21 protein-coding genes and 1 tRNA gene are annotated in these 21283 nt (G+C 56.0%); 18 read left to right on the top strand and 4 right to left on the bottom strand.

The features are described from left to right. Positions 1-17: 17 nt before the first annotated feature. The 4 genes from BC440_RS05655 to BC440_RS05640 all read left to right on the top strand — a co-directional run bounded on the left by BC440_RS05655 (position 18) and on the right by BC440_RS05640 (position 2705). Positions 18-842 (top strand): hypothetical protein, encoded by an 825-nt coding sequence (locus BC440_RS05655; protein ID WP_065701791.1) that lies wholly within the window; start codon positions 18-20, stop codon positions 840-842. Between the two features lie 73 nt (positions 843-915). Continuing rightward, a complete protein-coding gene (pip, locus tag BC440_RS05650) occupies positions 916-1878 on the top strand; it encodes a prolyl aminopeptidase (RefSeq protein WP_139189976.1) in 963 nt (320 codons plus the stop codon). 83 nt (positions 1879-1961) lie between these two features. Then, on the top strand, positions 1962-2486 hold the full coding sequence (locus tag BC440_RS05645) for an acyloxyacyl hydrolase (protein WP_007090185.1): 525 nt from the start codon (positions 1962-1964) through the stop codon (positions 2484-2486). A 142-nt stretch (positions 2487-2628) separates the two neighbouring features. Then, positions 2629-2705, top strand: a tRNA-Arg gene (locus tag BC440_RS05640). An 11-nt stretch (positions 2706-2716) separates the two neighbouring features. On the opposite strand, the gene BC440_RS05635 is transcribed toward BC440_RS05640, so the two are convergent. Beyond that, positions 2717-3109 (bottom strand): GFA family protein, encoded by a 393-nt coding sequence (locus BC440_RS05635; RefSeq protein ID WP_007090184.1) that lies wholly within the window; start codon positions 3107-3109, stop codon positions 2717-2719. 30 nt (positions 3110-3139) lie between these two features. Next, positions 3140-4021: a LysR family transcriptional regulator gene (locus BC440_RS05630; protein WP_065701789.1), complete on the bottom strand. Its 882-nt coding sequence runs from the start codon at positions 4019-4021 to the stop codon at positions 3140-3142. Between the two features lie 141 nt (positions 4022-4162). Between BC440_RS05630 and BC440_RS05625 the strand changes: the two genes are divergently transcribed. From BC440_RS05625 to BC440_RS05600, 6 genes are all read left to right on the top strand, one after another. Continuing rightward, positions 4163-4816, top strand: a complete 654-nt coding sequence (locus BC440_RS05625) for a hydrolase (RefSeq protein ID WP_065701788.1) — start codon at positions 4163-4165, stop codon at positions 4814-4816. 12 nt (positions 4817-4828) lie between these two features. Continuing rightward, positions 4829-5722, top strand: a complete 894-nt coding sequence (locus BC440_RS05620) for a hydrolase (RefSeq protein WP_196871089.1) — start codon at positions 4829-4831, stop codon at positions 5720-5722. Positions 5723-5826: 104 nt separating this feature from the next. Further along, the gene (locus BC440_RS05615) at positions 5827-6123 is read left to right on the top strand and encodes a putative quinol monooxygenase (RefSeq protein WP_065701787.1); all 297 of its coding nucleotides are present in this window, start codon (positions 5827-5829) and stop codon (positions 6121-6123) included. 331 nt (positions 6124-6454) lie between these two features. Continuing rightward, positions 6455-7612: a homogentisate 1,2-dioxygenase gene (locus BC440_RS05610; protein ID WP_065702143.1), complete on the top strand. Its 1158-nt coding sequence runs from the start codon at positions 6455-6457 to the stop codon at positions 7610-7612. 296 nt (positions 7613-7908) lie between these two features. After that, positions 7909-9075 carry a hypothetical protein gene (locus BC440_RS05605; protein WP_065701786.1) on the top strand — a complete coding sequence of 389 codons (1167 nt, stop codon included), beginning with the start codon at positions 7909-7911 and terminating at the stop codon, positions 9073-9075. Beyond that, positions 9072-10517 carry a hypothetical protein gene (locus BC440_RS05600; protein ID WP_065701785.1) on the top strand — a complete coding sequence of 482 codons (1446 nt, stop codon included), beginning with the start codon at positions 9072-9074 and terminating at the stop codon, positions 10515-10517. The genes BC440_RS05605 and BC440_RS05600 overlap by 4 nt, the downstream gene beginning before the upstream one ends. 9 nt (positions 10518-10526) lie before the next feature. Here BC440_RS05600 and gcvA read toward each other — a convergent pair whose 3' ends face one another. Then, the gene (gene gcvA / locus BC440_RS05595; protein WP_007090180.1) at positions 10527-11432 is read right to left on the bottom strand and encodes a transcriptional regulator GcvA; all 906 of its coding nucleotides are present in this window, start codon (positions 11430-11432) and stop codon (positions 10527-10529) included. 224 nt (positions 11433-11656) lie between these two features. On the opposite strand from gcvA, the gene BC440_RS05590 reads away from it, so the two are divergent. From BC440_RS05590 to BC440_RS05555, 8 genes are all read left to right on the top strand, one after another. Further along, the gene (locus BC440_RS05590; protein ID WP_065701784.1) at positions 11657-12847 is read left to right on the top strand and encodes an acyl-CoA dehydrogenase; all 1191 of its coding nucleotides are present in this window, start codon (positions 11657-11659) and stop codon (positions 12845-12847) included. 75 nt (positions 12848-12922) lie between these two features. Then, on the top strand, positions 12923-14146 hold the full coding sequence (locus BC440_RS05585; protein WP_065702142.1) for a CaiB/BaiF CoA-transferase family protein: 1224 nt from the start codon (positions 12923-12925) through the stop codon (positions 14144-14146). 233 nt (positions 14147-14379) lie between these two features. After that, positions 14380-15498 carry an ABC transporter ATP-binding protein gene (locus BC440_RS05580; RefSeq protein WP_065701783.1) on the top strand — a complete coding sequence of 373 codons (1119 nt, stop codon included), beginning with the start codon at positions 14380-14382 and terminating at the stop codon, positions 15496-15498. A gap of 2 nt (positions 15499-15500) precedes the next feature. After that, a complete protein-coding gene (locus BC440_RS05575) occupies positions 15501-16391 on the top strand; it encodes an ABC transporter permease (protein WP_065701782.1) in 891 nt (296 codons plus the stop codon). Next, positions 16388-17182, top strand: coding sequence for an ABC transporter permease (locus tag BC440_RS05570; RefSeq protein ID WP_065701781.1), 795 nt, complete (start codon positions 16388-16390; stop codon positions 17180-17182). Before BC440_RS05575 ends, BC440_RS05570 begins: the two co-directional genes overlap by 4 nt. Positions 17183-17272: 90 nt before the next feature. Then, positions 17273-18313 carry an extracellular solute-binding protein gene (locus BC440_RS05565; RefSeq protein WP_065701780.1) on the top strand — a complete coding sequence of 347 codons (1041 nt, stop codon included), beginning with the start codon at positions 17273-17275 and terminating at the stop codon, positions 18311-18313. Positions 18314-18401: 88 nt separating this feature from the next. Next, positions 18402-19331, top strand: coding sequence for a nitrilase-related carbon-nitrogen hydrolase (locus tag BC440_RS05560; protein ID WP_065702141.1), 930 nt, complete (start codon positions 18402-18404; stop codon positions 19329-19331). Between the two features lie 93 nt (positions 19332-19424). Next, entirely contained in the window at positions 19425-20315 is an 891-nt protein-coding gene (locus tag BC440_RS05555) for a 2-dehydropantoate 2-reductase (protein ID WP_065701779.1), read from the top strand. 37 nt (positions 20316-20352) lie between these two features. Here BC440_RS05555 and BC440_RS05550 read toward each other — a convergent pair whose 3' ends face one another. Then, on the bottom strand, positions 20353-21282 hold the full coding sequence (locus tag BC440_RS05550) for a DMT family transporter (protein WP_083195719.1): 930 nt from the start codon (positions 21280-21282) through the stop codon (positions 20353-20355). Position 21283 lies beyond the last annotated feature (1 nt).

The raw sequence follows: 21283 nt of genomic DNA, 5'->3' as shown, positions 1-21283 counted from the left end.
TTGCGGCGATCTGCCGTATGTCGCTGTTTTTGTGTCTGATTGCCGGAATTCTGGCCTTTGGCATCCCGGCAAAGGCGGATCAATGGCTGTGCGGGCCGTCCTTTGGTTCCGTCAATGCTCGTGGAAGTGATGTCAGGTCGATACCGATCCGGTTGGCAAAGCCCGAAACCGTCGATGCGCTGATTGCGACCTCCCGGCCAGATATCCTTTGGCGGCTGGCCGATGTCGCCTTTGTTCCTGAATTCGAGGATGCGGCTTTAAGTGCCATGCAAAACGGGTCTTCTGCCATCACCGATCTTGTTGCCTATGATCAAACGCCCGATTTCGCCGGGCGGCATCTGGCCGATATGCGGGATGGTTTTGGTAAACTCTGGCAGGAAAAGCTGCTTGAAACAGGGCTTGTGATGCTTTTGCCCGAAACAGGCCGTCCGATTGATGCTTGGCTTGCGGCCGAGCAATCGGCCATGTCGCAGCAAATCGGGCTTTGGGCACCGGGCCAGAGCCCGGCTTATCATTATGCCGGGTCCTCGGAAATTGATGGTGATCTTCCCGATGCGGCGCGGGCCGTCGGAAGATTTGCCGTAATTGATGGCATCCTTCAACGCATCGAAGACCGCGAATGGCGCAGCTACCTTAATTTTGGTTCCGACTGGCGCAACGATTTCACCGTGATGGTCGATCGCGATCTGCGCGATGCGATCAAAACGGCCGGACAGCATATGGAAGACTGGATTGGCGATAAAATCCGTGTGCGCGGCATGATCGAAGATCGCGGCGGACCGTACCTGGAACTGACCAATCCGGCGTCCCTATGTGTGGAACAGTCTGTCGGTCAACCGTAAACGGCTTTGGACTTGTCCAATTACACTCTGGACGTGTAGAAGAATGAACCGCTAGATTCCAAGAGGCTCCCCAATGCTTTATCCCGAGATCGAACCTGCTTATTCCGGCTGGCTGGAACGGCCCGACGGGCATGCGATCTATTGGGAGGAAGTCGGCAATCCCGACGGCATTCCGGTGATTTTCCTGCATGGCGGGCCCGGCGGTGGGATATCGCCCAAGTCGCGCCGCTTCTTTGATCCCGAAAAATACCGGGTGATCCTGCATGACCAGCGCGGTGCCGGTAAATCCCGCCCGTTCGGCAGCCTTGAAAACAATACCACCGACCATCTGATTGGCGATATCGAAGCGCTCCGTCAGGATCGCGGCATTGATAAATGGCTGGTGTTTGGCGGGTCATGGGGGTCAACGCTGGCGCTTGCCTATGGGCAGGCCCACCCGGAACAGGTGCTTGGTTTTGTTCTGCGCGGGATATTCCTGTGCCGGGATCGGGAAATCGACTGGTTCATGGATGGCATGGGCAAATTCTTTGCCGAGGCCGAGAAAAAATTCCTCGCCGCTGTCGGGTTTGATCGCAACCCCGGAAGTGCTGCCCTGCTGGATCGCTATGGCGATGTCTTTGCCGGCAGGGACGGCGAAGCTGCCGCGGTTGCAGCGGCGCGCGCATGGTCCGGGTTCGAGGCGACCTGCTGCACGTTGCTGCCCGATGATGGCTTGGTCGCGGATTTCGAAGGTGACGGGATCGCATTGGCGCTGGCGCGGCTTGAACATCATTATTTCGTCAATAAGGGGTTCTTTGCCCCTGACCAGCTTCTTCGGAATATGGATCGAATCCGTCATCTGCCGGCCCGCATTGTTCAGGGCCGCTATGACGTTGTCTGTCCGCCGGTTTCCGCGTTTGAGCTGCACGCGCAATGGCCGGGTGCTGAAATGAATATCGTTGAGGATGCCGGTCACGCGGCAAGTGAACCGGGGATCGTGCGCGAACTTGTGCGTGCCACGAATTCCTTTAATGGCACCGGCTTTGATAAAAATTAAAACAGTCGTGTCATTGTTTTGTTGTTTATATCATACGGTTGGGTAGTATATGCCCAAATTTATCCTAGAGGGGACTTAGGTTAATGCGGTTGGTTTTGGGGAAAATCCTGGCCCTGCTTTTGGTCGCAGGATTTGCAGGTGCGGCAAACGCGCAGCAGTTTCTTGGCAATAACAATGACAGCGGCCTGCTGGAATTCTCGACCGGTATGGTCGATATCACGCAGGATGAAGAAGCCGCTGAATTCCGTCTTGATTACCGTTTCCAGCACGCGATGTTTGGCGTTCTGCGCCCGATCACCGGCGTGATGGTCACCAGCGACAAGGCAGCACACGGTTATGGCGGTCTGGCGATGGATGTGCTGTGGGGCGATCACTTCGTTTCCAGCATCTATACCTCGGTCGGAGCCTACCATCAGGGTGACGGCGAAGACCTTGGTCACTGGATCGAATTCCGTTCCGGTCTTGAGCTCGGCTTCCGCTTTGACAGCCGCGAACGTCTGAGCCTCGGTATCGCCCACATTTCGAACGCCAGCATCGGCGACGAAAACCCGGGCACGGAAATCCTGTCTCTGACCTATGCCATTCCGATCGACGCGATCTTTGAGTGATCCGACGTTCCGGAACGCCGCTTCAAGCCCTGCATTTTGCGGGGCTTTTTGCTTTTCTGGCCATGGTACGACATATTTGCGGCGCTGGCGGATTGATCGCAGCTATCGAAGCTGCTAATTGAATGCCTCTTGCCGATAAAGTGCGCCCGTAGCTCAGCAGGATAGAGCACCAGATTCCTAATCTGGGGGCCACAGGTTCGAATCCTGTCGGGCGCACCATTTCTGTTCCCCTATTCCTCCGAACGATCCGTGCCTTCCCGGTCCCGCTCATAGTGTTTCGCAAGCGGAAATTCCGGCAGCCACCCCTCGCGGCGAATGGTCCAAAGCTCGTAGGTGGGCTTTAACTGATCGGGCGCGTCGAGCGACCCGATATTCACTTCGATCTCGTCCCCGCTATGGCCGAAAACCGATGATCCGCAGGTCGGGCAGAAATAGCGCCCCTGATAATCACGCACGTCGCCTTCGACCGTTACCGCGTTCTTTGGATAAACCGCCGACGCGTGAAAAAGCGTGCCATGGTGTTTCCGGCAATCAAGGCAATGACACAGGCCAACCCGGTACGGCTTTCCCGTTGCCACAAGCCGGACTTTGCCGCATAGGCAGCCACCGGTGATTTTATCCATAGGTTTCTCCCTTGCTGCGAGCTGTTGCATTCAGGCGATGCACGAGACTGATCCGAAATGTTCGATCAGCAATTCGGTCAATGCGCGGACTTTCCGGTCGGGATGCTGTGATGGCGGGCGGACAACGTACATTCCCGCCATTGGAATAGGATAACGTTGCATCACGCGAACCAGCGCCCCCGATGCAATATGTCCGGCGATAAGGCCATCCGGAAGGTAGGCGACGCCAAGTCCGGCAAGGGCTGCGGCGACAAGTGCGGTTCCGTTGTCTGCTTTGAAGCGCCCCTGCGGGCGAACCGTGATGACCTTGTCACCATCCATAAGCTGCCATGCCTCATTTCCCTTCATAAGAGCCTGATGGGATTGCAATTCTTCCGGCGTATCGGGCGCGCCATGTTCTTTGATATAGGCCGGGCTTGCGACAACCGTTCCGTAAATCGGGCCAACACGCCGTGCGATCAGGTTTGAATCTTCAAGAAATCCGAGGCGTATCGCGCAGTCAAATCCTCCCGATATGAGATCGACGACCTGATCGCTGTAACACGTATGGAGATGAAGCAGCGGATGGCGCACAGCCAATTCCGCCAGCACCGGAGCAAAGTGATCTGGCCCAAAGGAAAGCGGCACCGAAACGCGCAGCACGCCACATAGCTGACCCGAGGGTAATAGCACTTCTCTGGCCGAATTAATCTCGGCGCAGGCTTTGGCCGCATGGTCCCGGAACATGGCCCCGGCCTCGGTCAAAGAAGCCCCGCGTGTTGTGCGCGTCAGAAGCTGGATACCCAGTTCGGCTTCAAGCCGGATCAGCCGCCGACTAACGACGGATTTGGACACGCCAAGCCGCCGTGCGGCAGGTGAAACACCACCAGCATCAGCAACTTCTACAAAAGTCTGTAAATCATCTAAATCCAATTTAGCGTCCCTGATTTTGCGACACTGCGTAGCAAACTTGGTCGGTAGTGCAACCCTGACCGGTATGACAGTTTTGGCAGTGCAGCAACCGAAAAGAAGCCTTTCGGTAAACCACCTTCAATATGGCAGCAAAGGATCGTCATGACTTTTCGCAATGGCCTCGATTCGCTTCTTCGCCCCGAAGATTCGGTGCTCGTTCTTATCGATCACCAGCCCTATCAGCTTGCAAACCTGAACAGTCACGATCCCCATATGGTGATCAACAATACAGCAGGGTTGTCAAAGGTTGCCAAGGCGTTTGGTGTGCCAACCATCCTGACAACCGTGATTGCCGCCCAAGGCGGTCGTCTTTTCCCGCAGATTACCGATGTCTTCCCCGGGCAAGAAATCATTGATCGGACATTGATCAACACTTGGCAGGACCAGAAAGTGGTCGATGCGGTCAAGGAAACCGGGCGCAGGCAGCTGATCATTGCCGGTCTTTGGACCGAAGTCTGTGTCGCGATGCCAACCATACAGGCGCTTGGCGAAGGCTGGGATGTGACTGTGGTGACCGATGCCTGTGGCGGTGTTTCGGTCGAGGCGCATCAGGTCGCGATCCAGCGCATGATTGCTGCCGGGGCAAATATGATGACCTGGCTGGCCGTTGCATCCGAATGGCAACGCGACTGGGCCCGGACCGAACATATTGTCGAGCTGGCAGAGATACTCAAGGACCACGCCGGCGCAAGCGGTAGTGCTTTCCTGTGGGAACAGCAATTGCTTAACACGCCGGTAACAGACACCCGGGGCTGATCCGGGGCGGGGATGACGAATGCCCCCGCAAAGCTGGCTTTTGGCCTGTTTCGTCATCCCCACTTTTGTTTCCGCCGCCTGACCGGTGATCAGTTTAACGGGCATTGCCGACGCATCGAACTTCATTCCGCTGGCCATCGATTGGCAGGACCACGCCCGCAGTCATGGCTGCAATCTGCCGAAATCGTGAAGGGGCTGCGCGCTACCCCATTCACCAAAAGCGGGCTTTGCCCAAACAGAAGCGCGTTTTTAACCAAGGAAAGGACCTGCCAGATGGCAAGCGAGAAAATCCGTAATCCCCATACCGACCAACTTCTGACGCCGCAAAATTCGGCCCTGATCGTCATTGATTATCAGCCGATCCAGGTGTCTTCGATCCGTTCGATGCCCCGCGAAGAACTGGTCTTCAACATCACCAGTGTTGCCAAGGCTGCGGTCAATTACGACCTGCCGATCGTTCATTCGACCGTCAATGTCGAAACCGGTCGCAACAAGCCACCGATTCAGGAACTTCAGGACGTGCTTGGGCATTTGCCGACCTATGATCGTACCTCGATCAACAGCTGGGAGGACACAGGGTTCAAGGAAGCCGTCAAGGAAATCGGGCGTCCTAAACTGATCATGACCGCCCTTTGGACCGAGGCCTGCCTGACCTTTCCGGCACTTGATGCCATTCAGGAAGGTTATGAAATCTATGTACCGGTTGATGCGGTTGGCGGTACGTCGCTTGCCGCCCACGAAGCTGCACTTCGTCGTATGGAGCAGGCCGGGGTGAAGCTTATCAGCCGTGTGCAAATGTATTGCGAACTCCAGCGGGACTGGGCGCGCGAGGCAACGGTTCCCGGTTTCATGGGCGTTTTTGACAATTTTGACGGTTTCAACGTCGAAAAGGCGACCGAGAAATAAATAGGCCAAAGCGTCTGTTAAGGCATCTGTCAAAAACGGTTGGCAAACGATGGCGGCGACCAGAAACCTGTTCGTCGCCATTCGATCAAGGAGAAAATCAGTAAATGAGCAACCTGTTTATCGTCGTCGGGCTGAAGGCCAAGGCGGGAAAAGAGGACGAACTGCGTCGCGATCTGGCGGAAGTCGTCGAACCATCGCGCAAAGAAGACGGCAATATCCGCTATGACCTGTTTGAAGATCGGGACGAGCCCGGATGCTTTGTGTTCGTTGAAGAATGGGAGTCGATGGAAGCACGTAGCAAACATCACGAACAGGGTCCCCACATTCAGCACTTTCACGCCAATGGTGTGCGCAATGTCGAAAAAACGGAATTCGCACGCCTGTTAAAACGGGTCGTCTGATACCACTTTGCCCCGTCCGAATGGTGGCAACAGGGGTGAAAGCATCGTGCATTTGACGTTGTTGCCACATCAACGACGTCAATATTCCGTCGGACAGCGCCTGGCTGCTTTCATCATTGCCTTCGCTGCCACCCGGTTTGGATATCGGAACGGGGGAATTGATGTTTCCCCTTTTGATGGAAAGCAGCGGATATCGCAGGACACATCTGAAAGTTGTACTTTTCCAAATGTATACCCGGCTTGAAAAGGTCTGCTGACCTGCACATATCCTTATATAACGGGCAAATCCGACAAGCCCTTTTATATGGCCGATCCGGCCGGGAGGTGTCAGGTGAAGAACTGGATTCGTCTTCCGAACAGCGAAGGCAATTGCGTTGCAGCGTCCAAGAATGCCGCAGGTTCAACAAATTCCCCATCCGTTACCGTTCATGAACGCGAAATAGGGCGTAACGGGTTCCTTGGGCCATCAGCACACATTTATCATAAACACCCACCGGCAGGCTGGGCTTCTTTCGAAGGGCCGCTTCGACCGCGGGCGTTCGATCTGAACAAGTTGGCCGCCGGGCCGGATTGCCCGTTGCAGGCGCGCCGTATTGTGCATAATGCCGTGATGGAAGTCCGCTATTGGCGGCTGGATGGCAAAATGCATGCGCTGGCGCGCAATGCCGATGGCGATACGCTTGCTTTTGTTCACAATGGCAGCGGCGCGCTTTATTGCGATTACGGCCACATGCCCTATCGTGATGGGGATTACATCCTGCTGCCGCGCGGCACGGCCTGGCGGTTCGAGGCAACCGATCCGTCCGAATTCCTGTTTATCGAGGCCACCAACGATGCCTTTGGCCTGCCAAACGACACCCAGTCGGCAGGTCATCCGTCGATCAACCCGACCAGTTTCGAAGTGCCGCGACTTGATGACAAATTCCGTGCCCAGCAGGACGAAGCCTATTGGGAAATTCACATCAAGCGTCGCAATGCAATTTCGACCCTGACCTATCCCTATAATCCGCTGGATGCGGTGGGCTGGCAGGGCGACCTGAGTGTCGTAAGGTTGAACTGGCGCGACTTGCGACAGGATCGTCAACCGGATCAGCCAGTGCCGCCCGCGGCACACAGCACCTTTGTCGCCAACCGGTTTGCCATTAGTACCTTTGTGCCGAAAATTGGCGAAGGTGAATCAGGGACGCTTCGCGTGCCGTTCTATCACTCGAACGAGGATTTCGACGAGTTCATCTTCTATCACCGGGGCGAGTTTTACAGCCGGGGCAATATCAAGCCCGGTATGGCAACCTTCCACCCCAGCGGTTTCCCGCATGGTCCGCATCCGTGTTCCTATCAGAAAACCATGATCAAGGTGCCGGTTGAAACCGACGAGGTGGCGGTGATGATCGACTGTGCCGACATGGTCAATATCGATGAAAGCATCCCCGATGGCGCGGAATGGAAGGCTTATGTCAATACCTGGGAAAAGGCGAAGGAAACACTTTGATGTTCGATCTGACCCCGGGCGCAGGGGGCAAAAGTTGTTTTGGGGCGGGTTTCTGCACTTTTGCGGTTATTGAGCATTGATCTTCCGGCCTGTTTGACCTATCCGAAGCGTTAAGGGTTTCATCAGCTTGTCCCGGTAACCTGCAAGTTCGCAAAACCGGTTCCTTTGTCGTGGACTGGCCTGCGCGTTAGTATAAGCTTGGCAGCGGTACCGATGGCGTGAGCTGAGAGCGCGAAAGGCCAAAAGCAGATGGACCGAAGAATAGATTAGTCGGGATGGGTTGATCAAAGCCGAGAATGACCAGACAGCAGCTTGCAAATAAAGGGGCAGGTAGTTCCCCCAAAATCGGTGCAGGGCAGCCCGATGCCTTGTCCTGTTTGCCCGCATCTTTTGCGTCGCGCGGCGTGCGGACACCATTCACGACCAAAAGCTTGCGCTATTCGCGCGTATTGATCGGCCAAAGCGGTCGCACGCTTGTCAGTCTTCCGGGGCTTTCGGGCGGGCTTGGCACCTATGAAATGCCGCTTGAAACCCTGCGCGAGGTTTTTGATCTGTCGGTTCATGACCGGATGCTGTTTGACCGGTTGATCACACTTGAAAAATTCACCCCGGAAATGGTGCGCGAGCATGCGCGCGCGGTGGCGGTGACTGGTGTTGGCGGTGTTGCGCTGGCTCGTGCCGGGATTACCGGCAACAAGGACGAAAAGGCCGCACGTGAACTGGGGCAACTGACGCTGCTTTATCAGGCGCTGCGCCAGCTTGGCGGTAATGACGTTCAGGACATGAAGCGCGAAGACCTGCTGACCATGGATGGTCAGATCAGGGCGCGCAAGGCGCTGAACCGTTTTGCGACATCGACCGGTTTGGAAAATGATTCGATCATCGATACCCTGGGTGACTGGAGCATCCTGAGCGCGCCGGTAGGCCTTGCGATAGAGGGGTGCGAAGGGCCGCTGCGTCATTTGACATTCGGTTTGCAGAAACTTGCCGGCGATGTCGAGGAATGGTCGATTTCCGAACAATCCGATTTCCGCTTTATGGCGACACGCGTGATCAATGCCGCCAGTGCCACCAAGGACCATGCCTTGCGGTTGCTGCGCAAGATTGATTTGTGGAACAATGAACTGGGCAAGGTCCTGCAAGACTGGGCCAAGGCCAAGGAAGATATGCAAAAGCATATTGACCGCTTGTGGTGGGTGCTTGACGGGTGGCAGGAGCTGATTGATCTGTGGCGGTCGCGTCCGCAACATGATCGGGTTCGGCAGCGTGAAATTGTCGAGGAAATCGCAAGTTTTGCGCCGGTCCTGCCGATCGAGGCACTAGAGAAAATTGAATATGAATTCTGGGTCGATGTCCGTGTTAACCAGATGTTGTGGGCGTCCGAGTTGCGCAAACTGGGCAGTGGTGAAATTGACGCCGACATGGTCGACCGGCTGGAGCGGTTCCGGAGGCAGTCGGCGTGAAGGTTGAAAATGCCGCTAATATGGGTGTTTCCCAGCTTGGTGATCTGTTTGAATCGCTGAGCAGTTCGGAAATTGCCCGCTTTACCCGCGCAATCGAAAGTGACCGCGCCGATCCCAAGCTGCCGTTGCCGCATGAACAGATTTTGCAAATCCTGCGCCCGCGTCTGGCGTCGCTGAAGCCTGAACGCTATCCGACGCCGATGCGCCAGTTCTGCGATCCTTTCGAAGATCTGCTGACTTCGGCACCACCGGTCGAGAAAAGTATCCGTATCAGCCGTTCATCCCTGATGCCGATCTGGAAGGTGGTCGAGGCCACGGGCGGCCCTGAAATGACCAAGGCGATTGCCGATATCGAAAAGGCGGCGGCCAAACGTGATCAGGATATGCTTGAGCAGGCAGAACGCCGGATGTGGAAGCTGGCGTCGGTGTGCATTGCGCAGGAAATCGAAAATTCGCTGAACGGGGTCAAGACCGAACGCGCATTGGCAACGCGGCTTGGTTCGCGCAGCCATCTTCCCGCATTCGAGCAGATCGGCAAAATCCTGAATGTTGGCGAAGAAATCACTGCGATGCGCAAACGGTTCCCATCGGCCCCGATCAGAAGTCTGGGCACGGCCGATATCAGTTGGCTGCGCGACCGGTTTGTTGAGATTTCCGAAGAAAAACCGGGATACGAGCCGGTTTACCTTTTGGCTGTTCTGGCCCGGCTGCTTCGGCCAAGCGAACTTTTCAAACTGATCCGCGTGCTATCAAGCAAGGCCGATGACCGAACGATTTCCAGCACCAATCTTGCGACCACCGGTGATCTGATCATTGATCTTCTGGCGGAAACCGTGATCGAGATCGAACAGGGGGTCGGTGCGGGCAAGGGCGAACATCACATCCTGTCGCTTGCGCGCTGGTATGCGTCGGAATTTACCCGCATCACGCGTGAATTTAACATCCGCAAGGATGGCCGCTGGGGCGAGAAGCTTCTGGAAACGCGCCGTCGGGTGTCCAAGGCGATGGCCAATACCATGTTTGGTGCCAGCCCTGATCGCATCATCGATGCCCTGCCGCAGATCGAAACCAAGCAGGGCCCGGGGTCCGGCCGGCAGGGTGTGCGCCCGATTTTTGCCCAGCCCTTTGACGAGGAAAAGGTTCTGGCCGCTGAACAATCAGCCGAGGCGATTGCCGAAACCGCGCGCATTTCGCATGTTCTGGCCGCGCAAAGTTCGGCGACAAAGGCGGTGGTGGAGCTCAAGAAAAAGCTTAACCAGATCGGGCGTGCCGGGGTGGATGGCATGGGGCGGCTTGATGCCGACGAACTGGATAATGCCCAGCGCAACATGATGGCGATTGTCCGGCTGCTTGAAATCATCGATGGTCCCGAAGAAGCCGATCTTCTGCGCCGTCGCGGCATGAATGCACTGCGCGCGCTTGAAGGCAGAAAGGCAAGTTGAGCCTGCCTTTTATGCCGTCAGTTCTTCCTGTTTTTTGCGCTGATCAAGCCAGGTCATGAAAGCCCGGATTTTCGGATTGCGTGACCGGCCGACCGGGCTTGTCGCGTAATAATGAAACGGGCTTGCGCGTGGCGGGCCAAAGGGGGCAACGATCCGGCCATTGGCCAATTCATCCTCGATCGCGAATGTCGGCAGCAACGCCACCCCAAGGCCTGCGATGGCGGCTTGCATCGCCATGGTGAAATGTTCGAACTTCGGACCGTTTTCCCCATCAATATCGGTAAGGTCACTCGCTGCCAGCCAGTCGCTCCATCCGCGGGGGCGGGTGGCTATGTGTAAAAGTGAATAATCACGAAGATTATTTGGTTTTGGTGAGTAATCCAGATTCTCGATCAGCTTCGGGCTGCAGATCGGGACCATTTCCTCGCCATGCAGCAAATGCGCATCCAGCCCGGGCCAGTTTCCATCGCCAAACAGCACCGCAATGTCGATCTGTTCACGGTCAAAATCGGGAATGCCGATCCGTGAAATGAAGTTGATGACGATATCGGGATGGCGGCCGCGAAAATCGGGCAGCAACGGGATCAGGCAGCGCGACCCGAAAGTCGGCGGGGCGGCGATGGTCAAAACCCCGCCCTCGGCTCCGCCAGACAGGAATGTCAGGGTGGCGGTTTCAAGCTGATCCAGCGCCGGGCGGATTGCCTGTAAATAACTTTCGCCTTCGACTGTCAGGACGAGGCGCTGCTTCTGGCGGGCAAACAGTTTGCAGCCCAGCCAGTCTTCAAGCCCCTGTATCTGGCGGCTGACGGCACTTTGCGTCAGGTAAAGCTCCTCGGCGGCGCGTGATGCGCTGCCAAAGCGGGCGGTCTGCTCAAAACAACTCAGCGCTTTAAGGCTCGGGATGCGGCGGCTCATGATCTGATTGCTCGAAATATGGCGATATTTGCGCTTTATCTGGGCTTGTTGTCGCTAGTTTATGAGTTTTACGCATAAACTATATCCGATTTATCATTTGCAAGCTTGCCTGCCAATCCCTAGCTTTAGCCCAGAAGCGATAAGCTTTCAGGGATGATGCCGTCTCGCCCTTCTATGGCGTCATCCCTGCTTTGGTTTCAAAAATTTCATAAGGGATCAGGACGATGGCAAGCCGCGCACCTTTTCACTGGGAAGACCCGCTGATGATTGAAGATCAGCTGAGCGAAGAAGAACGCATGATCCGTGACGCGGCGCGCGCCTATTGTCAGGAAAACCTTCAGACCCGTGTTCTCGAAGCCAACCGGCACGAGATTTTCCATCGCGAAATCATGACCGAGATGGGCGAACTTGGCCTGCTTGGCCCGACCATCCCCGAAGAATACGGCGGACCGGGTGTCAACCATGTGGCCTATGGCCTTGTCGCGCGCGAAGTCGAACGCGTCGATAGCGGTTATCGTTCGGCGATGTCGGTGCAAAGCTCGCTTGTGATGCATCCGATCTATGCCTATGGCAGCGAAGAACAGCGCAAGAAATACCTTCCGAAACTGGCGACCGGTGAATGGGTTGGCTGTTTTGGTTTGACCGAGCCGGACCACGGGTCCGATCCGGGCGGCATGAAAACCCGCGCCCGCAAGGCCGACGGCGGTTTCACCCTGTCGGGATCGAAAATGTGGATCACCAACAGCCCGATCGCCGATGTGTTTGTCGTCTGGGGCAAGGATGACGAAGGTGTCATTCGCGGTTTCATCCTTGAAAAAGGCATGAAGGGCCTGAGCGCGCCAAAGATCGAAGGCAAGTTTTCGCTGCGTGCGTCGATCACCGGTGAAATCGTGATGGATAACGTCTTTGTCCCGGCGGAAAACATGTTGCCCAATGCCAAGGGCCTTGGCGGGCCGTTCGGTTGCCTGAACAAGGCACGTTACGGCATTGCATGGGGGGCGATGGGGGCTGCTGAATTCTGCTGGCATGCGGCACGTCAATATACCCTTGATCGCAAACAGTTCGGTCGTCCGCTGGCCGCCAATCAGCTGATCCAGCTGAAACTGGCAAACATGCAGACCGAAATCACCCTTGGTCTTCAGGGCGCGCTTCAGCTGGGCCGTTTGCTGGATGCAGAAAAAGCCGCACCGGAAGCCATTTCCCTGATGAAGCGTAATAACTGCGGCAAGGCGCTTGATATCGCGCGTGTTGCCCGTGACATGCATGGCGGCAACGGCATTGCCGATGAATTCCATGTCATCCGCCATGTGATGAACCTTGAAGCGGTCAATACCTATGAAGGTACGCATGATGTGCATGCCCTGATCCTTGGACGTGCCCAGACCGGCATTCAGGCGTTCAGCGCCGAGGGCTGAGGACTTCGATTACGGGCGGCACCGATCTTTGGTGTCGCCCTTTTTCCTTTTTGATGACGATCCCGGGATGGAATGATGACCAGCGCGCTTTCTGGACTTCGTGTGCTTGATCTTTCGCGTGTCTTGGCGGGGCCTTGGGCCAGCCAGACACTGGCCGATATGGGTGCCGAGGTGATCAAGATCGAACGTCCGGGTGCGGGCGACGACACGCGTGGCTGGGGGCCGCCCTATGCCAAGGACGTTACAGGTAAAGATACCAGCGAGGCGGCCTATTACCTGTCGGCCAATCGCGGCAAAAAGTCGCTGACGATTGATATGACCAAGCCCGAGGGGCAGGAAATCCTGCATAAACTTGCCGCTGAATGCGACGTGGTGATCGAGAATTTCAAGGTCGGCGGGCTTGCCAAATATCGGCTGGATTACGCATCACTGTCGGAAATCAATCCAAAGATCGTCTATTGTTCGATCACCGGTTTTGGGCAGGATGGCCCCTATAAGGACCGGCCGGGTTATGATTTCATGATCCAGGCCATGGGCGGGCTTATGAGCATTACCGGCGCACCCGATCAGGAACCGGGCGGCCAGCCGATGAAGGTTGGTGTGGCGGTTGCCGATATCTTTACCGGGCTTTATGCGACGATTGGCATCCTTGCCGCCCTTCGCCACCGTGATGCGACGGGCGAGGGACAGCATGTCGATCTGGCTCTGCTGGATGTTCAGACCGCGATCCTTGCCAATCAGGCGATGAATTACCTGACGACGGGCAAGGCGCCTGGGCGGCTTGGCAATGCGCATCCCAATATCGTGCCCTACGAAGCTTTCCCGACGGCGGATGGTTACATCATCCTTGCGGTCGGCAATGACAGCCAGTTCAGAAGCTTTTGCCACGTTGCCGGGATCGGGCATTTGCCCGATGACGCACGATATGCCACCAACCGGTCCCGGGTCGCCAACCGCGAAACGCTGGTGCCGCAAATTCGTCAGGCGATGGTGATGAAAACCACCGATGACTGGATCGCCATTCTGGAAACCGCAAATGTACCATGCGGTCCGATCAATACGCTGGATCGGGTGTTTGATAACCCGCAGGTCAAACATCGCGATACGGTGCGATATCTTGATCATCCAACCGCGGGCAAGGTGCCCACAGTTGCCAATCCGATCAAATTTTCCAAAACGCCAATTGCCGGTGAAACCGCGCCGCCGATGCTGGGCCAGCATAGCGATGACATCCTGCGTCAGGTGGCGGATCTGAGCGACGCGCAGATTGCCAAATTGCGCGCCAGTGGAATTATCTGATCAAGAAATGATCTGATAATTTCGCGTTTTGACCTGCTTTTCGGCGATATCCCTCTGAATTGGTTGGAACAATTGCACGGATTTATGATTTCAGATTGAATATTCGACGGTTTGACTTCGCATTTTTGTCAGAAGCTGCGGAATAGCCTGTGTCGGGCGGGTAATATGCGCCACAGCGTTGCATGACATCCCCCTTCCTGTATGATTTTTAGAAAATCAAATCAGGGGTGCATATGCCAGAAATTGTTGTTGCGGCACGATCTGTCAGCAAGTCTTTCGGCAGTGGCACAGGCGCTGTCAAGGCGCTTGATGATGTCTCTGTTGATATATTCCATAACGAATTTTTTACGATGCTTGGCCCGTCGGGTTGTGGCAAGACCACCTTGCTGCGGTTGATCGGCGGGTTCGAGCAGGCGACATCGGGTGAAATCCTGCTCGAAGGTGCGGCCTTGCAGGACTTGCCGCCCTACAAGCGGCCGATCAATACGGTTTTCCAGTCCTATGCGCTGTTTCCGCATTTGACCGTGCGCCAGAACATCACATTCGGGCTTGAGATGAAGGGCATTGATCGCAAGCAGGCCAATGCGCGCGCAGACGAGATGCTGGAACTGGTGCAGCTTGCACAATATGGCGACAGAAGTCCAAGCCAGCTTTCTGGCGGGCAGCAGCAAAGGATTGCGCTGGCACGCGCCCTTGCTCCGGCCCCCAAGGTTCTGTTGCTGGACGAGCCATTGTCCGCCCTTGATCTGAAATTGCGCAAGGAAATGCAAATCGAACTGAAACGATTGCAGACCGAAACCGGCATCACCTTTGTCTTTGTCACCCATGATCAGGAAGAAGCGTTGGCGATGTCTGATCGGATTGCAGTGATGCAGGCCGGTCACATTTTACAGATCGGTGCCCCGCGCGAGATTTACGAACAACCGACCCATCGCTTCGTTGCCGATTTCATTGGCGAAAGCAATTTCCTGACCGGGGAGCTTTTGACGTCGGCGCAGGGCGATCTGATGTTGCGGGTTGACGGTGTCGGGGACGTGTCGCTTGGCGAAGCGATAACCGCGCCGCAGAAATCCGGCCAGGTAACGGTATCCATCCGCCCGGAACGGTTAAGCCTTGATCCTGCTGGCGAGTCCAAAGAAGGCCGATTGGAAGGCCTGGTTTCCGGTGTGGTCTATATCGGGACAGATACGGCCTATCACATTGAACTGGGCGGCGGGCAGCAATCCTTGCGGGTCAGGATGCAGAATTCCGGCGGCACTGCAGATGCCCAGACCGAAACCCGCAATTTTGCCAAGGGTGACCCCGTTTCGGTGACTATCCCGGCCGATGCCGCCCGCGTGCTGGTGGATTGATCATGGGCAATCTGTTTCGTAGTAAACGATTTTGGCTGATTGCTCCGGCGGTTGTTTATATCGGGTTCTTTATGGCCGTGCCGCTGATGCAGATGGCCTATGTGTCGATCCTTGAACGCGGGGAATATGGCGGGGTGAACTGGGGCGTCTTTTCGTTTGATGCCTATATCAGTTTCATCTTTGAACGCGACCTGATGGACAACCTGATGATCAATACCGATTATCTTCAGGTCTTCGCGCGGTCGTTCGGCCTTTCGGCCATGACCATGGTCTTTGCCCTCGTTCTGGGTTTTCCCACCGCCTTCTACATTTCGATCCAACCGCAAAGCCGCCGGAATTTTCTGATTTTCCTGGTGACCATTCCGTTCTGGACCAACATCCTTGTGCGCAACTATGCGTGGATCCTGTTGCTGCGCAATGGCGGGCTGTTTGACAATCTGCTGGGCGCATTGGGGTTGGAAACCGGAGGGCTTGATATCCTTTACACGCCCTATGCCGTGTCGATCGGGCTTACATATACCTATCTGCCATTCATGGTTTTGCCGATCTATGCCAGTCTGGAAAAGCTTGATCATCGGTTGATCGAGGCAGCATTCGATCTGGGCGCGGACAAGCTGCGCGCGATGACACGGGTGATCTTGCCATTGGCGGCACCGGGGATTGTTGCCGGATGTATTCTGGTGTTCGTGCCCTGTCTTGGGGCCTATGTCACGCCGGAGCTTCTGGGCGGTGGCAAATTCATGATGATCGCCAATCTGATCGGCAGTCAGTTCGGATCAGCGCGTAACTGGCCGTTTGGGGCGGGGCTTGGCTTTGTTCTGCTGGCGGTGGTGTTGCTGGCGATGATGGCCTATTCGATGAAGTTCAAATCCCTGCCGGAGGAAAAATCATGAAAGTTGATTCCTCCAGCCCGTTATGGCGGTTTCGCGGCGTGACGCCGATGGCGATCTTTTTCTTTGCCTATCTGTATCTGCCGATTGTCGTGCTGATTGTTTTGTCGTTTAACGAAAACCGGCTGGCGACGATTTGGACCGGCTTTACGACCGACTGGTATGTGGTGGCACTTGGCAATGACGATATGTTGCGCGCGGCGCGAAATTCATTGATCATTGCTGTTTCGGCAACCGTGGTTGCGACCCTTGCCGCGACACTGGCGGCATTGGGCATGTCGGGCAGGCGGTTTCGCGGCGAAACCGGCGTGGCGGCGATGCTGGCGCTGCCCTTGCTGGTGCCCGAAATTGTGACCGCGATTGCGACCCTGCTATTCTTTGTGGCGCTGGGCGTAAAGCTTGGCCTGATCAGTGTGATTGCCGCACATACGGTGTTTTGCATTCCGTTTGCCTATCTGCCGATTCGAGCCCGGCTTGAAGGAATGGACCCATCCCTGGTCGAGGCGGCAACTGATCTTTATGCCAATGAATGGAAAGCGTTCCGGCGTGTGACATTGCCGTTATTGTGGCCGGGGATCATGTCGGGTGCGATGTTGTCCTTCATCATTTCGCTGGATGATTTCGTCATTTCCTATTTTGTCGGCGGAGCCGGGGCGACAACATTGCCGATCTATATTTTTGGCATGATCCGTATTGGTATCACGCCAGAGGTAAACGCGGTTTCGGCCCTGATGCTGGTCGTGTCGATCCTGTTTGTCAGCGTTTCGTTCCTGATTGACCGCATTCGTTACTGATGAGGGACCATTCCCCAGAACGCGACCGTTTTACGGACGGGCCGGTCGCAAATAATCAACATAGGACCGTCCAAAACAGGGAGTCTTAGGATGAACATACGTTCTGTACTTCTGGGAGCATCGGCACTTGCGTTGTTGTCTGCCGGGGCGGCGAAGGCCGACGGCGAGTTGTTCCTGTATAACTGGTCGAACTATTTTCCGCCGGAACTGATTGAAAAGTTCGAAGCCGATACCGGGATCAAGGTGACGCTTGATGTCTATGATTCCAATGAAACCATGCTGGCGAAATTGCAGGCTGGGGCATCGGGATATGATATCGCGGTGGCATCGGACTATATGGTCGACACCATGATCAAAGACGGGCTTGCGACCGAATTTGACGCTAAGAGCCTTGAAAACTTCAAGAATGTCGCCAAACCGCATGACACGATGCAATACGACCCGGACCGGAAATATTCGGTGACCTATTTGTGGGGCACCACCGGCTTTACCTACGACGCGGCTGGGACTGATGCCGAGATAGAGCAAAGCTGGAAAGAGTTTTTCGAGCCGCGCGAAGAGTTTCAGGGCAAGATCGGCGCGCTGAATGACGAAGTCGAAATGTATAATGCGGCGTCGTATTATATCGGGGTCAAAAAATGCACGGAAGACCCGGCCGAGGCGCAAAAGGTTCTCGACGTGTTGCTGAAACAAAAACCCTATATTGCGGTTTACAGCTCTGAAGGCACGATTGACCGCATGTCGGCCCGCGAAGTGCAGATGCATATGCAGTGGAACGGGGCGGCACACCGAACCAAGGAAACCATTCCCGAGGCAGTGTTTGTGTATCCCAAAGAAGGCCTGACTTATTGGTCGGATCATTTCGTCGTGCCGACTGGTGCGCCGAACCTTGAGAATGCGAAAACCTTTATCAACTGGATGATGCAGCCGGAAAACGCCGCCGCCGCGTCGAACTATGCCGGTTACATGAACGGGATCAGGGGCGCAGACGCCTTCATGGATGAGTCGCTGAAAAATGATCCGGCGGTCAATATGCCCGAAGAATATGCCGACCTTCTGATACCGGGGCAGAATTGCTCGGCCAAGGCGCGCGATTTGCGCAACCGTGTCTGGACCAAGCTCAAGAACTAGGGGTGAGGCAGCTGCCTTAAGAAAAGATGTGTCACCGGGCGGCTTTGTGCCGGTCCGGTGACATTTGCGACAAATGGGACAAGATGACATGACGACCGATATGCCAAACCGCGATAGCGTTTCGATTGCCCTTTGGGCGACCAATCTGGGGGTGCCGTTGAACGGTTTGCAGGACTGGGTTGATCACATCGATCACAAAATGGCCGAGGCGGACGGGGCGAATATCTTTGTCATGCCGGAATATGCATCAGAACAGTGGTTGGCGTTCAAGCCCGACGGCTTGCGCACCGATCAGGAAATGGCATGGATGGCCGATCATGCCAGTGCGGCCTGCGATCACGCGGCAAAACTGGCAATAAAGCATGACATGGTTCTGGTGGCAGGCAGCATGCCCCATCATGTCGATCCGGCAAAACCGGAACGGGGCCAGACCAACAGCGCGATGATTTTCACACCCGAAGGCACGCGCATTGTTCAGGATAAAATGTCTTTGACGCCGGGTGAACAGGAACCCGATAACTGGAACCTGACACCGGGCAGCAGGTTTGCGACATTTGACTGGCGGGGATTGCGGATTGCGGTGCTGATTTGCCTTGATATCGAAATGCCAGCGCTTTCATGTCTGCTGGCACCGCTTGATATCGATGTATTGCTGGTGCCTTCCATGACGGCAACGCCATCGGGATATCATCGCGTGTTTGGCTGTGCCAAGGCGCGTGCGGTTGAATTGATGTGCAGCATTGCGGTATGCGGCACGACGGGAACCGCCAACCAGACCACCCAGAACCCGACGAATTATTCTGGCTGTTCGGTATTTACTCCTTGCGAGCCGCAGCTTGGCCATACCGGGGTTTTTGCCCATGTCGCGCCGGATTTTGACGATGGGGGTGACGGGCCGCTTTTGCTGGCGCGTGATGTTCCTATCGGTTTGATCCGCGAGCTTCGCGGCGGGGATGCGGAAGTTTGGCCGGGGGGCTGGAAGGCCGATCATGTGTCGGTTGTGACGTTGGGGGCTTGATCTGTGGCGGAAAGTGTCGTCGATTGATGCCGCGTTTGACATCTGATCGGCGCAAGAGCTTTGATTGGTAAAACCACATGCAGGATACCAGACATGAAAATCGCGGTGATGGGGGCAGGGGCTGTTGGCTGTTATTACGGGGCGATGCTGGCGCGGGCCGGGCATGATGTGACCCTGATCGGACGGCCAGCCCATGTCGATGCTGTCAATCGAGATGGACTGCTTCTGGAATTTGGTGGAACGCAGCAGTATATTGAAATGAATGCCAGCGCCGACGTGGCGGCAATTGCTGGTGCCGGTCTGGTTCTGTTTTGCGTCAAATCCACCGATACCAATGATGCCGGGGCGCAGATCAAGCCGTTTCTGGCCCCTGATACCATCGTCATGAGTCTTCAGAACGGGGTTGATAACGCCGAACGTTTATCGGCCGTCATTGGATTGCCGGTGATCCCGACCGTGGTGTATGTCGCGACCAGCATGGAGGGGCCAGGTCATGTCAAACATCATGGTCGCGGTGAACTGGTAATCGGGCAGTCTGCGCAAAGTGCAACCGTTGCCGAAACGCTGCGCCCGGCGCATATCCCGGTCGAGATTTCGGATAATGCCCAAGGTGCGCTTTGGGTCAAGATGATTTTGAACTGTGCCTATAACGCGTTATCGGCAATATCGCAGATGCCCTATGGCCGTCTGGTTCAGGGCGAAGGCATTTGGGATGTCATGCGCAATGCGGTTGATGAATGCCTTGCGGTCGCCAAGGGATGCGGGGTGACCGTACCCGGCGATGTCTGGGGGGCGATTGAAAAGATCGCCGAAACCATGCCGGGGCAATATTCATCCACCGCACAGGATCTGGCGAGGGGCAAAACCAGCGAGATCGATTTCCTGAACGGCTATATCGTGCGCAAGGGGGCGGAACTTGGCATTCCAACTCCCACCAATCTTGCCCTGCATGCGATGACCAAATTGCGCGAAAGCCGGGATTGATCCGGGCTTTGTAATGGGCCGGGGGCTATTTCGGGGGCTATTCCCCCGGCTTTCCCTGTGCCTGGGCGGCAGTGATATCGGGTTTGGGAACGGGCACACCGAGCTTGTCCCCAAACATCACGATGGCGGCGGCCAGCACGATCAGGAAGGCACCAAACAGGGAAACCGGTTCGGGCAGCAGGCCAAATACCGTGACATCCAGCAACAACGCCCAGATCATTGCGGTATATTCGAATGCCGCCAATGTGGATGCGGGCGCACGTGCCAGTGCCTCGGTCATGAAGATATGGGCAAGACCGCCGGTAAGACCCGCTCCGATCAGCCACATCAGGATTTCAGGCGACGGATCGGCCCAGCCGAACGGCAGGGTCAGCAAACCGCCAAGCGAGCAGATCACGGCAAAATAAAATGCGATGGTGCCCGATGATTCCGTGCTGGTCAGGGCCTTGATCTGCACCTTGGCAAAGGCGGTGGTGACCGCCATGGCAAGACCCGCCCCGATGCCGATCAGAACGCCGGTATCGATCCCCGGTGTCGAGAATGTTGGCCACAGCATCAGGAACACCCCGCCAAAACCGGCAAAGGTCGCGGTAAAGACCGCCATGCCGGGCTTTTCACGCAACATGATCATCGCTACCGGCAAGACGAGAAGCGGGGCGAGGAAGCCAAGAGCCGTCGCAAGGGCAAGCGGCAGATAGGCGAGCGACAGAAACGAAAAGAACATCGACACAAGGCCGAAGGTGCTGCGTTTCAGGTGCCCGAACGGTCGGGCGGTGCGAAGGCCGCGCGGAAACTGGCGTCGCCACATCAGATACAGGACGATGGGGATCAGGGCGACAGAGCTTCGCCAGAACATGATTTGCCCGACCGGTGCCTCGAACGAGGCCAGACGGACAAACAAACTCATCACTGCAAACAGACCGGTGGCGGCAAGCCGCAAGCCGATCCCGGACCATACACTGCCCATT

It is taken from the genome of Thalassospira sp. MIT1004 (assembly GCF_001858545.1).
Lineage (GTDB): Bacteria > Pseudomonadota > Alphaproteobacteria > Rhodospirillales > Thalassospiraceae > Thalassospira > Thalassospira xiamenensis.
Note: the sequence above shows the minus strand (reverse complement) of the source record. Positions and strands in the feature narration are given on the sequence as shown.